Here is a 12,672-nt window from a genome sequence, read left to right as displayed (position 1 = left end):
GGCCCAGTTCGACACCGACCGCACCCGTACTAAGCTCGACCCCCAGCAACCTCAAGCGTTGCGATCGCGAGCGAAGCCGGATTCAAGCGGAGCGAGAATCCGATCGCGCAGCGAGCCCCCAGGGCGAGTCGGAGCGATGCAGCGATCGCCGCATGGCCCGTTGAAGAAAGGGCGCTCCAGCGCCCGACCGCCAAGGGCAATGCAATAAGTACGGAGGACGTCGGGTGACCGAGGAGCGGTCCAGTCTCATCGTCCCGCTGATGAAGGCGCGGGTTCCGGCGGAGGTCCAGCTGGAGTTCCCGCTGCCGCCGGACGAGGAGCCGGTCCGCGACGCGTTCGCGGGCGACCTGTACGTCACCTACGCGCTGGAGATCGCCGACGAGTCGGCGGTGTCGGGCCGCCGCTACGAGCACGTGGCGGGGCGGCACTGCGCGGAGCTGGGCGTCGCGGCCGGCGACCTGCGCCGGCAGGCGGTGATCAACCTGCGGAACCGCCGGCCGGACCTCGGCCTCAGCTGGTATCCGGACGTGCGGGCGGTCACGGTGACGCTCGGCGAGCCGGGCCCGGCGGGGGCGCCGTCCAGGCGGGGCGGGCTGGAGGCGGCGCTGCTGCTGGACGAGGGGTTCCTGGACAAGCTCGCGCAGGACGTGGAGGGCGACCTCGTCGTCGCGGTGCCGGCGCGGGACGTGTTCGTCGCGTCGGGCACCGGGCATCCGGACGGCGTCGACAAGCTGCGCTGGGCGGTCGGCCAGGTGTGGGCGGAGGACCGCGGCGACGGCGTCTCGGACCCGGCGTGGGACGTGCCCGCCGGGAGCCTGCTGACCCATGACCTGCTGGTCCGTCGCGGCACGGCCTGGGAGATCCTGACCGCCTGACCCGGCCGCGCCCTCACACCTTGAGGTTCGCCAGCCCTTCCAGCGCCTCGACCAGCGGGGTGAGCTCCGGCAGCCGGGACGCCTCGGCCAGCGCGTCGTCGAGCGCGGCGTTGTGCGTCGGGGCGGCTTCGTCGTGCACCTTGCGGCCCTCGGGCGTGGCCTCGGCGTAGATGCCGCGCCGGTCCTCTTCCGACAGGACGCGGGTGAGCAGGCCGCGCTTCTCCAGCCGGGCGACCAGGCGGGTCGTCGCGCTCTGGCTGAGGACGAGCTTGTCGGCGAGCTGCTGCATCCGGATGTGCCGGCCGTCGGGCCCGGCGAGGTGGTGCAGCACGCAGAACTCGTTGACGCTCAGGCCGTGCCGCCGCTGGAGGGCGCGCTCGATCCCGTCCTCGATCCGCGCGTGCAGGGCGGCGAGCGTCCGCCAGCCCTGGGCGCGGTCGCCCGTGGCGGAGGGCGTGCCGGATGCCGCGCCGGATGGCGGGCCGGACGGCTGGGCGGGTGACATGGCTCACGCCTCCTCGTGTTGCGCGCCGGATACTTGCGTGGTGATATAGCAGGCGTCTGCAAATACATGCTTCTGCAATAAATGAACGCGCTCGCTATTGCAGGCGCCGCCTACTCTACCCGAGGAGACCGCTCATGCCCCTCGCGCTGCTGGCCCTCGCGCTGGGCGCCTTCGGCATCGGCACGACGGAGTTCGTCATCGCCGGGCTGCTGCCCGACCTCGCGTCCGACTTCCACACCTCGATCCCCGCCGCCGGGCTGCTGGTGTCCGGCTACGCGTTCGGCGTGGTCGTGGGCGCGCCGGTGATGACCGCGCTCGGCGCGCGGCTGCCCCGCAAGACGATGCTCGTCGGCCTGATGGCGCTGTTCGTCGCCGCGCACCTGCTGTCCGCGCTCGCGCCGGGCTTCGGCGTCCTGCTGGCGGCGCGGATCATCGCCTCGTTCGCGCACGGCGCCTACATGGGCGTCGGCGCGGTCGTCGCCGCCGAGCTGGTCGCGCCGGAGCGGCGGGCGCGGGCCGTCGCGCTGATGTTCACCGGGATCAGCCTGGCGAACGTGCTCGGCGTCCCGCTCGGCACGTTCCTCGGCCAGCAGCTCGGCTGGCGCGCCACCTTCTGGACGGTCGCCGGCATCGGCGTCGTGGCGCTCGCCGGGATCGCGGCGCTCGTCCCGTCCGCACCGCGCCCGCGCGGCGGGCTGCGGCACGAGATGGCGGTGTTCCGCAGCGGCCGGATGTGGCTGGCGCTCGCCACGACCGCGCTCGGCTGGGCGCCGGTGCTGGCCGTCGTCACCTACGTGGCGCCCCTGCTCACCGACGTCACCGGGTTCGGCAAGGGCGCGGTCCCGGTCGTGATGACGATGCTCGGCGCGGGGATGCTGGTCGGCGGCCCGCTCGGCGGCCGCTACTCCGACCGGGCGCTGCTGCCCACGATCCTGGCCGTGCTCGCCGGGCTGACCGCGCTGTCCGCGCTGCTGCTGGTGACCTCGCACGACCGGATCGCGGTGGTGGTGACGCTGACCGTCTTCGGGGTCGTCGCCTCGGCCGCGATCCCGCCGCTGCAGGTGTGGGTGGTGGCGAAGGCGGCCGCCGCGCCGACCATGGCGTCCGCCGCGAACGTCTCGGCGTTCAACCTCGGCAACGCGGTCGGCCCCGCGCTCGCCGGGCTGACGATCGGGGCCGGGCTCGGGTACACCTCCACGCTCTGGGTGGCCGCCCTGCTCGGCGCCGCCGGATTCGCGTCCGCTCTGGTGGGCGGCGCGCTGGACCGCCGTGACCGGACGGCGCCCGCGGCCGTCCCCGCCGAGCCGAGCCGCGTGCCGTGCTGACGCGGCGGGTCAGCCGAGCGACTTGAAGTCGGGCCACAACTGCGTCCAGGACGCGCGCTGCCCCCGGCACACCCACACCGGCTTGCCCTGCTCCTGGTTGTCCAGGCCGACGCCGTCGTCGATGCGACCCGCTACGCGCACGTCCGTCCAGTAGCGGTGCAGGCGCGCCCCTTCGGCGACGTCGTCCGGGCCGACGACGATGGTGGGGCCGCCGGTGTCGGGCGGACGGCCGAAGTACCAGAAGCCGTTGTGGCCGCTGTAGGCGCGGGGCAGGCCGAGCTTCGGGCCGTACCGGTCGAGCGCCCCGGCCTCGCCGTAGTTGCCCACCACGATCGTCGCCCTGGCGCGCTCGTCCGGCGGCAGCGTGCGGTGGACGCGCGCGACCTCGCGGGCGAACCGGGGCCAGCCGACGGTCTCGGCGGAGTCGGCGTTGACGACCGGCTGCGGGGTGTCGGCCAGCCACTTCACCGGATACACCGGCAGCGTCAGCGCGATGCTGCACACGGCCGTGACCGCGTACGCCGGGACGGTCGCCGCCCATCCCCAGCCGCGCGGCGCGCCGTGCCGCTCGATCTCCACGGCGCCCGCCGCCCACAGCGCCGCCCACAGCCCGGCCAGGTAGTACGGCTTGCCGCCCGTGGCGATGAACACGACGTTGAGCAGCAGGTAGGCGTGGCCGAGGAAGCGGAACGGGCGCAGGCCGTCCGACCGGTACGTCCGCCACAGCCCGTAGATCCACAGCCAGGACGGCAGGATTCCCGTCATCAGGATCTGGAACGGGACGAAGCCGGGCCGGCCGGCGAAGTCGCCGCTGCCGGCGATCTCGCCGGCCATGTCGACCTGCGGCCAGCCGTGCCGGGCCTGCCAGAGCACCCCCGGCAGCACCGCGATCGCGACCACCGCGGCCCCGGCCGCGAGCATCGGGCGGCGCAGGAAGTCGCGGGGCCCGGACACCAGCAGGCCCACGATGAGTGCGGCGACCAGGAACCCGGCCAGGTACTTGACGTTCAGCGCGGCCGCCGCGACCGCGCCGACCGCGAGCAGCAGCCGCTGGTCGGACGTCCGCACCCATCTGACCACGAGCCAGACCAGCGCCGTCGACAGCAGGAGGTCGAGCGTCGCGGTGTAGAAGGTGTGGCCGACCGCGACCACGAACGGGCACACCGCGTAGGAGGCGGCGGTGAGAAGCTGGGCGCGGCGCCGTCCGCCCATCTCCCGCGCCGTGAGCGCCGCGACGACGACGCCCGCCGCGGAGAAGACGGCCGCCGGGACGCGCAACGCCATCAGCGTGTCGCCGAACGCCTCCGTCACGGCCCGGGTCAGCAGCGGCAGCAGCGGCGGCTGGTCCGGATAGCCCCAGGCCGGATGCCGCCCGGCGACCCGGAAGTACAGCTCGTCGCGGTGGTAGCCGTAACGGGCGGCGACCGCGAGCAGCAGCGTCCCGAGGACCCCGGCGATCAGCAGCACCGGCCTCCAGGCGAGTGCGGGGACGTCGTCGGGTGAGGTGGCTTCGATCGGGCCGGACGCCGCTGAGGCGTGGGCGGTCATGCGCGCACGCTATGTCGGCGATGTGGCCTACGTCACGGTGATTCCACCGGCCAGGAATGGTCATCTTCCGCCGCCGCCTCCCGGAACCGGCCGGGCGCCTTCGCGAACTCCCGCTTGAACGCCTTCGCGAACGCGAACTCCGAGGTGTATCCCACCCGCTCCGCGACCGACCGCAACGGCAGGTCGGTGTCCCGCAGCAACCGCGCGGCGACCGTCATCCGCCACCACGTCAGATATGTCAGCGGCGGCGCGCCGACCGTCGCGGTGAAACGGCGCGCGAACGCGGCGCGGGACAGGTCCGCCCGGCAGGCCAGGGACTGGACGGTCCACGGCCGCCCCGGTTCGTCGTGGACCGCCCGCAGCGCCGCGGCGACCGCCGGATCCCGCAGCGCCGCGGCCCAGCCCGTCGCCTCGTCCGCCGGACGGTCCTCGTACCAGGCGCGCAGCATGTAGAGGAGGAGGACCTCCAGCAGGGCGGGCAGCGCGGCGTCGCCGCCGTGCCGCGTCCCGCCGTCCAGCTCGCGGCCGAGCAGTTCGATCGCCCCGCGCAGCGACGGGTGCCGGCCGATCCGCGCCGGGATGTGGACGACGTCCGGAAGCTCGGCCAGCAGCGGATGCACGCGTGACTGGTCGAGGCGGTACGCGCCGCACAGCATCTCGGTGCGTCCCGCCGGCGGATCGTCCGCGCCCGCCGGCCGCAGCAGCGAGCGGGCGTCGGCCAGCGGGCGGTCCGGCGCGTCCGCGAGGCCGTGGCCCAGCTCGCGCGGCAGGAAGGCGACGTCCCCGACGCCGAGGTGGATCGGGTCGCCCGCCGGGGGGATCAGCCAGCAGCCGCCCTTGAGGATCACGTGGAACCCGGCGCCCGGCTGCGGGTCGAACCGCACGCCCCACGGCGGCTCCAGGAGCGTGCGCGAGGAGTGCGGCCGGCCGAGACGCATGGCGGTGATCGCGTCGCTGAGGACGTCCATGCAGCCGAGCGTATCGAGTGGCACCGGTCAGTGAGACGAATGGACATGGTGGCTGGATTCTGAGGCATGGGTAGTCTTCCGCGCCGTCCCTACGGTGATCATAAAGACACAGGGAGGCAGTCATGAGGATCGCCGTTCACGGAGCGAGCGGTTTCACCGGAGGACTCGTTCTCGCGGAGGTGCGGCGCCGGGGGTTCACGCCCGTCGTCGTGGGCCGTGACGAGGAACGCCTGAGGAAGGCCGCTGCGCGTACCGGCGGCGACGACGTCGAGATTCGCGTCGCAGGGCTCGACGCCCCCGCCGCCCTGGCCGGGGCGTTCCGCGACTGCGACGCCGTCGTCAACTGCGCGGGCCCGTTCACCCTGTGGGGCGAACCGGTCGTGCGGGCCGCCATCGCCGCCGGCTGCCACTACGTGGACACAACGGGGGAGCAGCGCTACCTGCGGCATGTTCTGGACGCCTTCGGTGGCGACGCCGAGCGCGCGGGCGTGACGGTCGTCCCCGGCATGACCGACGACGGCGCGCCGGGCGACCTGATCGCCGCGCTCGCCGCCGCGCGTCTCGGCACCGTCGACGACGTCCTGGTGGCCGACCTGCGGCTGCCCGGCGCGGCCTCGCGCGGGACGGCCCGTTCGATGGCCGCGATCGGCGAGGGGGAACCGCTGGAGTTCCGCGACGGGAAGTGGGGCGTGACCTCCGTCGACGAGGCCGACCGCACCCTCGCCGTGCCGGGCGAAGGGGGCGGGGAGGTACCGGTCGGGTCCTTCCCTCTGCCGGGCGTCGTCACCGTCCCCCGCCACGTGCGGGCCCGGCGCGTGCGGAGCGCGATCCGGGCGGAGGTCGCGGCGATGTTCCGGGGCCTGACGGCCGACCTGGTGGAGAGCATCCCCGTCGAGCCGGACGAGGCGTCCCGCGCGGCGTCCCGCTGGCTCATGCTGGCCGAGGCGGCCGACGGCGCGGGGCGTACCGCGCGCGGCTGGGTCACCGGGACGGACCCGTACGGGATCACGGCCGTGATCGCGGTCGAGGGCGCCCGGCGGCTCGCCGCGGGCGGTGCCCCGGCCGGGACGCGCGCTCCCGCCGAGGTGTTCGACCCCGCCGGGTTCCTCGACGCGCTCGTGCCGTCCGGTGCCGCCTGGCAGGTCGAGGGCGGGTGAAAAAATGGGATGGGCTCCGGGATGTCAGGTGCGTACTGTTCGAGGATGATGTCGACCGGGCAACTGCTCGCCTTCTCCGCGATGGCGCTGGCCATCATCCTGATCCCCGGACCGACCGTGCTGTTCGTCGTCGGCCGGGCCCTCGCCCACGGCCGCGGCACCGCGCTGACCAGCGTCGTCGGCAACGAGATCGGCGCGCTCGCGCTGGCGCTCGCCGTCGCGTTCGGGATCGGCTCGATCGTGGAGCGGTCCGTCGTGGTGTTCACCGCCCTGAAGCTGGCGGGCGCCGCCTACCTGGTGTACCTCGGCGTCCAGGCGTTCCGGCACCGCCGGTCGCTGAGCGAGGCGATCGGCGGCACGGGCGCCGCGGGCGACCGCAGCCGCGCCCGGGACCTGTGGCAGGGCTTCATGGTCGGGATCACCAACCCGAAGACGACGGTCTTCTTCGCCGCCGTCCTGCCGCAGTTCGTGGACCGCGACCGCGGGCACGTGCCGCTGCAGATGCTGGTGTTCGGGCTGATCTTCGTGGTGATCGCGCTGCTGTGCGACAGCTGCTGGGGGCTGGCCGCCGGCGCCGCCCGGGCCTGGTTCGCCCGGTCGCCGCGTCGGCTCGCGGCGGTCGGCGGCACCGGCGGCCTGATGATGATCGGCCTCGGCGTCACCGTCGCCGCGACGGGCCGCAAGGACTGAGCGCCCTCAGGACGCCCGGCTCTCGCGGTACATGTCGGCGACGTGGCGGGCGGACAGGCGGGGCCAGAAGCTGACCTTGCCGGTCTGCCGGTCCAGCACGACGACGCTGCCGCCGATGGTGTCCGGCGGGCGGGACCAGTCGGCGGGCGGCGGCTCCACCGGCCACACGACGAAGCCGAGGTCGAACTCGTGGAGGCCGACCTCCACCGGGCCCGTCGCGGTGGGGGAGGCGGCGAACATGGCGCGGGAGCGTTCCATTACCCACTCGCGGGTGATCACGGCATCCCCCGTCCGGCGGCGTCGGTGATGATCGCCCAGACGCCGTGGACGTCCGGGTAGAGCGGCTCGGGGCCGCGCTCGCCGCGGCAGGTGTCCAGCCAGGCGATGCGGCCCTCGTGGTTGCAGGCGTTCCAGGCGTGCGTGCCGGTGCCCTCGCTCGGGTGCCAGCCGTTGACGATCAGCGCCGCGTGGCCGTGCCCGAGCCGCAGGAGCCGGTCCCGGATCGCGTCGAGCGCGGCGGCGTCCGGGCCGACGTAGCGGAACGCGGCGCCGAGGGTCCGCTCGGCGCGCTCGCGGGCGTGGGGTTCGCCGCGCAGGATGCTGAGCGCGTCGCCGGGGTCGTAGCGCACGCTGCCCGCGGCGGCGGGCTCGCCGTACCAGGTCTTGAGGAAGGCGAGCGCGCACTCCAGCGCGTTGCTGGTGCGGCTGCCCTCCAGCTGGGCCGGTTCCGTCATGGGGGAACTGCTCCGATCCGTCCGATGATCTTCGCGAGAGACTAGGGCATCGCGGCGGTCAGCGCGCGTCCGGGAGGAGCGGGGGAGCGGTGACGGGCGGGGTTCTGCCGAACCGGGCGCGCAGCGGGTAGCAGGCGGCCACCACGGCGAGGCTGACCAGCGAGGCGATCAGCTGCGACCGCTGCGCGTGCATGAACGCCATCGACACCAGCACCGCCAGCAGCGCGGCGACGACCAGCCAGGACAGGTACGGGTACAGCCACATCCGGTAGGTCAGCGCGCCGGGGTCCGCGCGCCGCAGCCTCGCGCGCAGCCGCAGCTCCGAGAACATGATCGACAGGTAGACGAACGCCAGGATGACGCCGATCGAGTTCATCAGGAACTTGAACACCTGGTCGGGCGAGGCGTACGAGGCGATCACCGCGGCCCAGGCCGCGACGGTGCCGAGCAGGATCGCGCGGACCGGGACGCCGCGCCGGTTCAGCCGCACCAGCCCGGCGGGCGCGTCGCCGTCTCGGGTCAGCACGTACAGCATCCGGGACGAGACGTAGATCGCCGAGTTCAGCACCGACAGCACCGCGGTCAGGATCACCGCCTGCATCGCCGTGCCCGCGGCGGGCACGTCCAGCCGGTCCAGCGCGCTGACGAACGGGCTGGTCAGCACCTTCGCGTCGTTCCACGGCAGGATCGAGACGACGAGCAGGATGGACAGCACGTAGAACAGCGCGACGCGGTACAGCACGTTCCCGGTGGCCTTCGCGACGGCCCGGCCGGGCTCCTCGCTCTCGGCGGCGGCGACCGTGACGATCTCCGTGCCGCCGAAGGCGAACATCACCCCCACGATCGCGGTGAAGACCGCCTTGATCCCGTTCGGGGCGAAGCCGCCGTGCCCGGTCAGCACGTCCAGCCCGCCGGGGGAGTCCGGCCACAGGCCCGCGATCCACAGCACGCCGAGCACCAGGAACACCAGGATCGCGGCGACCTTGATGGAGGCGAACCAGAACTCGAACTCGCCGAAAGAGCGGACCGAGACCAGGTTGACCGCCGTCATCACCACCAGCAGAACCGCCGCGAGGAACCACTGCGGCAGGTCGATCCAGCCGGCCAGGATCGCCGCGCCCGCCGTCGCCTCGGCGCCGACGAGGACGACGTACAGGTACCAGTACAGCCAGCCGATCGTGAACCCGGCGAACGGGCCGAGCGCCATCCGCGCGTACTCGGCCAGCGACCCGGCGACCGGCCGCGCCACCACCATCTCCCCGAGGGCCCGCAGCACGCACAGCACCAGCACGCCCGCCACCGCGTACGACACGACCGCGGCGGGCCCGGCGGTGCCGATCACGGCGCCGCTGCCGACGAACAGCCCCGCGCCGACCGCGCCGCCGATGGCGAGCATCGTCATGTGCCGGCGGCGCAGCCCCGTCCGCAGGCGGGCCGGACGGTCGTCGGTGGTGTCGGTCATCGCTCCGGGTTCCCTGTCGGCGGCTGGGGGTCGCGACCCGTGACGGGGTCGTCACTCACCTTAGGGGAACTTTAGGACCGTTGTGAGTCATGTATCGGACGTCCGAATATGGCGATCCGGGGCGGTGGTCCCGCACCGTACGCTGAGGCCGGGCGGTACGGCGAAGGAGGCGCGATGGACGTGACGGCGGATGTGCTCGGCCCCGGGTACGAGGCGATCGAGCTGCCGATGGGGCGCGACGCCGAAGGGGAGGTCGTGGCGACGCTCGTCCGGCGGCGCGGCGCGGAACCGTCCGGCCGGGCGGTGCTGTACCTGCACGGGTTCGTCGACTACTTCTTCCAGACGCACCTCGCCGACTTCTACCTCGGCCTCGGCTTCGACTTCTACGCCCTCGACCTGCGCAAGTACGGGCGCTCCCTGCGGCCGCACCAGACGGCGAACTACATCGAGAGCCTGAGCGAGTACTTCCCCGAGATCGACGAGGCCGTCCGGATCGTCCGGGACGTGGACGGGCACGGCACGCTGCTGCTGAACGGGCACTCCACCGGCGGGCTGATCGCCGCGCTGTGGGCCGACCGGGCCCGCGGGAAGGGCCTGGTGGACGGGGTGTTCCTCAACAGCCCGTTCCTCGACATCAACGAGCCCCTGCCCATGCGCAAGATCGGCGCGGGCCTGGCGCGGGTGCTGCGCCCCCGCTTCCCGAAGGCGACGCTGCCCGCCGGGGTGAGCGACCGCTACCCGCGCAGCATCCACCGCGACCACGAGGGCGAATGGGACTTCGACCTCGCGTGGAAGCCGATGGAGGGGTTCCCGGTGCGCGCGGCGTGGCTCGACGCGGTCCGGCGCGGCCAGCTGCGCGCGCACAAGGGCCTGGACATCGACGTCCCGGTGCTGGTGATGGCGTCCTCGCGCAGCGTCCGCCCGTCCCGCAAGGTGCTGGACGTCACCGGCGCCGACGCCGTCCTGGACGTCGCGCACATGGCGAAGTGGGCGCCCCGGCTCGGCCGGCACGTCACGCTCGTGCGGATCGACGGCGGGCTGCACGACCTGACGCTGTCGGCCGAGCCCGCCCGCCGGGAGGTGTTCGCCGAGCTGACCCGCTGGACCGCCGGCTACCTGCCGCCCCGCTGACCGCTAGCCGGTGATCTTGGACAGGTCGAAGTCGTCGAAGCCGACGACGCTCTTCTCCGCCTGGTTGCCGCCCCGCTCGATCTGCAGCTTCGCCCCGCCGTTCGGCAGCGGCTGGTCGGCGTCGGTCCTGTCGACGACCTGCTTCCCGTTCACCCACAGCCGCAGCCGGACCTTCTTGCCGCCGTCCTCGCCCTCGCAGGCGACCTGCACCTTGTTCGGCCCCTTCTTGGCGAAGCCGGGGACGGAGTCGGGCGAGGCCAGCTCCTTGGAGCCGAGGGCGGCGCTGGTCTTGCGGAGCGTCGCGCCCTTGCCGTCGTGCCGGACGAGGAACGTGTACTGCTGCTTGCCGTTGTCGCCCGACCGGCACGCCATGCCGTAATGCGCGTCCGGCGCGCCCTGCCAGACGGTGACCGTGACGGTCATCAGCATCGGGTCCGGGACGTCCTTCGGGTCCTTGGGCACGTCTCGCGACCGCGCGGTGCTGTAGGTGTCGGTGTCGAGCCAGTACTTGCCGTCCTTGTAGCCGTACTGGCTGCCGTAGAGGCCTCCGCTCCAGCCGGAGTCCTGGCTGGAGAAGTCGTCGCTGAACACGGTGGCGAGCTTGTCCGGCGGGCCGTCCGAGCGGAACACGGTGAACGCGACGACCGCGGCGACGACGGCCAGCGCGGCGACGGCGGCGCCCGCGATGAGCAGCGGACGCTTCGGCACGCCGCCGAGGCCGCCTGCGCCGCCCGGTCCGCCGGCGGGGCGGGAGTCGCGGCGGGTGGCGTCCGCGCCGAGCAGGGCGGTCGGCCCCGGCTGGACGTGCCGCGCCTGGACGGTCGGCTCCGCCCCCGCGCCGTGCCAGCTCGCCTGGACGGTCTGGGCGAGCACGGCCGGGTCGGGCGTGCGCCCGGAGCCGACCAGGCGGCCGAGCAGCTCCTGGACCGACGGCCGGTTCCGCGGGTCCTTGTCGAGCGCGGCGGCGACGACGTCGCGCAGGGCCGGGTCGAGGCCGTCGAGCTTCGGCTCGTCGTGCGCGACCCGGTAGAAGATCTCCGGGACGGTGTTGCCGGCGAACGGCGCCTTGCCCGTCCCGGCGTAGGCGACGACGCAGCCCCAGGAGAACACGTCGGAGGCCGGGGTGACCGGCTCGCCGCGCAGCAGCTCGGGCGGCAGGTAGTTCGGCGTCCCGACGAACTGGCCGGTGCGGGTCGGGCCGTCCGCCGCGTCCAGGGCGCGGGCGATGCCGAAGTCGATGACGCGGGGCCCGGTGGACGACAGCAGGACGTTCGCGGGCTTGAGGTCGCGGTGCACGATCCCGGCGCCGTGGATCGCGGCGAGCGCCGTCGCCACCCCGACCGCGAGACCCTCCAGGTCGGAGCCGGGCAGCGGGCCGCGCTCGGCGACGGCGGTCTCCAGGCTCGGGCCCTCGATGTACTCGGTGACCACGTACAGCGGGTCGCGGTCCAGCTCGGCGTCCAGTACCGGCGCGGTGCAGAACCGGCGGACCTGCCGCGCGGCGGTCACCTCGCGGCGGAACCGGTCGCGGAACGGCGCCTCCCCGGCCAGCTCGCGGTTGATCACCTTGACGGCGACGCGCCGCCCGCCGGCGTCCTCGCCGAGGTAGACCGTGCCCATGCCGCCGCGGCCGAGCCGCCCCACCAGCCGGTAGGGGCCGAGCTCGGTGGGGTCCTCGGGGCGCAGGGCCTCGCCGTTCTCTCCTGCGTGCGTCGTCATGGTGTGAAGTTCCTGGGAAAGGGGGTTTCGGGGGGTTCGCGTTAGAACCCTAGTGGCCGCCGACGTTTCAGACGCGCGGGGCGCGCCTCGGGTTCGGCGGTCTCAGCGGGTCCGGCGGGCGCGGGGCAGGGTGCGGAACGGCGGCAGCTTCTCGCCGGTGAGGCCGAAGGCGTACGCCACGACGCGGCTCGACCACCGCTGGCAGCCGACGACCAGGCCGTAGAGCGGGCGCGGGTAACGGCCGGTGAACGGGATGACCAGCCAGCTCACCAGCATCACGACCACCAGCGCGGCGTACATGAGCAGCATCACCAGCAGGTGCGGGATCACCAGCAGGCCGCGCAGCAGGGTGAACCAGCGTCGCGGCCCGCGCCACGCAGCCGGGAACGGCAGGTCGACCAGCACGGTCTCCTCGTCCGCGCCCCGCTCCGCAGGCGCCGCGGCTTCGGCGGGCTCCGGGAGAACGGGCGCTTCGACGGCCGGCGCGGCGGGACGCGGCGCCGCGGAGTTCGGCGCCGGGGCGGGCGCGGGCGGCGGAACCGGCGCCGGCGGCGCGGG

Annotated in this window: 13 protein-coding genes; 5 read left to right on the top strand and 8 right to left on the bottom strand. The window is 73.9% G+C overall.

Features of this window, described 5'->3' with window-relative positions; all coding sequences use genetic code 11:
- The first annotated feature begins 224 nt into the window (after positions 1-224).
- Complete coding sequence (locus ABD296_RS04605) at positions 225-875, top strand: DUF1444 domain-containing protein (RefSeq protein ID WP_344261768.1); 651 nt, start codon at positions 225-227, stop codon at positions 873-875.
- Positions 876-888: 13 nt separating this feature from the next.
- Here ABD296_RS04605 and ABD296_RS04600 read toward each other — a convergent pair whose 3' ends face one another.
- The gene (locus tag ABD296_RS04600) at positions 889-1,380 is read right to left on the bottom strand and encodes a MarR family winged helix-turn-helix transcriptional regulator (RefSeq protein WP_344261766.1); all 492 of its coding nucleotides are present in this window, start codon (positions 1,378-1,380) and stop codon (positions 889-891) included.
- A 134-nt stretch (positions 1,381-1,514) separates the two neighbouring features.
- Here ABD296_RS04600 and ABD296_RS04595 point away from each other — a divergent pair, with 134 nt between their 5' ends.
- Positions 1,515-2,705 (top strand): MFS transporter, encoded by a 1,191-nt coding sequence (locus tag ABD296_RS04595; RefSeq protein WP_344261764.1) that lies wholly within the window; start codon positions 1,515-1,517, stop codon positions 2,703-2,705.
- Positions 2,706-2,714: 9 nt separating this feature from the next.
- Here the strand turns inward: ABD296_RS04595 and ABD296_RS04590 are convergent, their stop codons facing one another.
- Positions 2,715-4,253: a glycosyltransferase family 39 protein gene (locus ABD296_RS04590; protein WP_344261762.1), complete on the bottom strand. Its 1,539-nt coding sequence runs from the start codon at positions 4,251-4,253 to the stop codon at positions 2,715-2,717.
- 32 nt (positions 4,254-4,285) lie between these two features.
- Positions 4,286-5,221: an AraC family transcriptional regulator gene (locus tag ABD296_RS04585; protein ID WP_344261760.1), complete on the bottom strand. Its 936-nt coding sequence runs from the start codon at positions 5,219-5,221 to the stop codon at positions 4,286-4,288.
- Positions 5,222-5,343: 122 nt separating this feature from the next.
- On the opposite strand from ABD296_RS04585, the gene ABD296_RS04580 reads away from it, so the two are divergent.
- Both ABD296_RS04580 and ABD296_RS04575 read left to right on the top strand, forming a co-directional pair.
- Positions 5,344-6,378 carry a saccharopine dehydrogenase family protein gene (locus ABD296_RS04580; RefSeq protein ID WP_344261758.1) on the top strand — a complete coding sequence of 345 codons (1,035 nt, stop codon included), beginning with the start codon at positions 5,344-5,346 and terminating at the stop codon, positions 6,376-6,378.
- Positions 6,379-6,423: 45 nt separating this feature from the next.
- Positions 6,424-7,068, top strand: coding sequence for a LysE family translocator (locus ABD296_RS04575; protein ID WP_344261757.1), 645 nt, complete (start codon positions 6,424-6,426; stop codon positions 7,066-7,068).
- A gap of 6 nt (positions 7,069-7,074) precedes the next feature.
- Here ABD296_RS04575 and ABD296_RS04570 read toward each other — a convergent pair whose 3' ends face one another.
- Genes ABD296_RS04570 through ABD296_RS04560 form a run of 3 tightly spaced genes read right to left on the bottom strand, consistent with a single transcriptional unit; the run spans position 7,075 to position 9,264 of the window.
- Entirely contained in the window at positions 7,075-7,326 is a 252-nt protein-coding gene (locus ABD296_RS04570; RefSeq protein WP_344261755.1) for a hypothetical protein, read from the bottom strand.
- 17 nt (positions 7,327-7,343) lie between these two features.
- Positions 7,344-7,802: a toxin glutamine deamidase domain-containing protein gene (locus ABD296_RS04565; RefSeq protein WP_344261753.1), complete on the bottom strand. Its 459-nt coding sequence runs from the start codon at positions 7,800-7,802 to the stop codon at positions 7,344-7,346.
- 58 nt (positions 7,803-7,860) lie between these two features.
- On the bottom strand, positions 7,861-9,264 hold the full coding sequence (locus ABD296_RS04560; RefSeq protein WP_344261752.1) for an amino acid permease: 1,404 nt from the start codon (positions 9,262-9,264) through the stop codon (positions 7,861-7,863).
- Between the two features lie 174 nt (positions 9,265-9,438).
- Between ABD296_RS04560 and ABD296_RS04555 the strand changes: the two genes are divergently transcribed.
- Complete coding sequence (locus tag ABD296_RS04555) at positions 9,439-10,395, top strand: alpha/beta hydrolase (RefSeq protein WP_344261751.1); 957 nt, start codon at positions 9,439-9,441, stop codon at positions 10,393-10,395.
- Positions 10,396-10,398: 3 nt separating this feature from the next.
- Here the strand turns inward: ABD296_RS04555 and ABD296_RS04550 are convergent, their stop codons facing one another.
- Positions 10,399-12,114 (bottom strand): serine/threonine-protein kinase, encoded by a 1,716-nt coding sequence (locus tag ABD296_RS04550; RefSeq protein WP_344261749.1) that lies wholly within the window; start codon positions 12,112-12,114, stop codon positions 10,399-10,401.
- A gap of 102 nt (positions 12,115-12,216) precedes the next feature.
- A partial coding sequence (locus ABD296_RS04545) for a DUF4389 domain-containing protein (protein WP_344261747.1) occupies positions 12,217-12,672 on the bottom strand: 456 nt, incomplete at its 5' end.

The organism is Actinomadura napierensis, assembly GCF_039529375.1.
In the GTDB taxonomy this organism is placed as follows: Bacteria; Actinomycetota; Actinomycetes; order Streptosporangiales; family Streptosporangiaceae; genus Spirillospora; species Spirillospora napierensis.
The sequence above is the reverse complement of the archived record's forward strand: the minus strand, read 5'-3'. Positions and strand labels throughout refer to the sequence as shown.

Bases quoted from the DNA above. Each gene is read 5' to 3' on its own strand.
- ABD296_RS04600 (WP_344261766.1), bottom strand. From the start codon at position 1,380: ATGTCACCCGCCCAGCCGTCCGGCCCGCCATCCGGCGCGGCATCCGGC.
- ABD296_RS04595 (WP_344261764.1), top strand. From the start codon at position 1,515: ATGCCCCTCGCGCTGCTGGCCCTCGCGCTGGGCGCCTTCGGCATCGGC.
- ABD296_RS04590 (WP_344261762.1), bottom strand. From the start codon at position 4,253: ATGACCGCCCACGCCTCAGCGGCGTCCGGCCCGATCGAAGCCACCTCA.
- ABD296_RS04585 (WP_344261760.1), bottom strand. From the start codon at position 5,221: ATGGACGTCCTCAGCGACGCGATCACCGCCATGCGTCTCGGCCGGCCG.
- ABD296_RS04580 (WP_344261758.1), top strand. From the start codon at position 5,344: ATGAGGATCGCCGTTCACGGAGCGAGCGGTTTCACCGGAGGACTCGTT.
- ABD296_RS04575 (WP_344261757.1), top strand. From the start codon at position 6,424: ATGATGTCGACCGGGCAACTGCTCGCCTTCTCCGCGATGGCGCTGGCC.
- ABD296_RS04570 (WP_344261755.1), bottom strand. From the start codon at position 7,326: ATGGAACGCTCCCGCGCCATGTTCGCCGCCTCCCCCACCGCGACGGGC.
- ABD296_RS04565 (WP_344261753.1), bottom strand. From the start codon at position 7,802: ATGACGGAACCGGCCCAGCTGGAGGGCAGCCGCACCAGCAACGCGCTG.
- ABD296_RS04560 (WP_344261752.1), bottom strand. From the start codon at position 9,264: ATGACCGACACCACCGACGACCGTCCGGCCCGCCTGCGGACGGGGCTG.
- ABD296_RS04555 (WP_344261751.1), top strand. From the start codon at position 9,439: ATGGACGTGACGGCGGATGTGCTCGGCCCCGGGTACGAGGCGATCGAG.
- ABD296_RS04550 (WP_344261749.1), bottom strand. From the start codon at position 12,114: ATGACGACGCACGCAGGAGAGAACGGCGAGGCCCTGCGCCCCGAGGAC.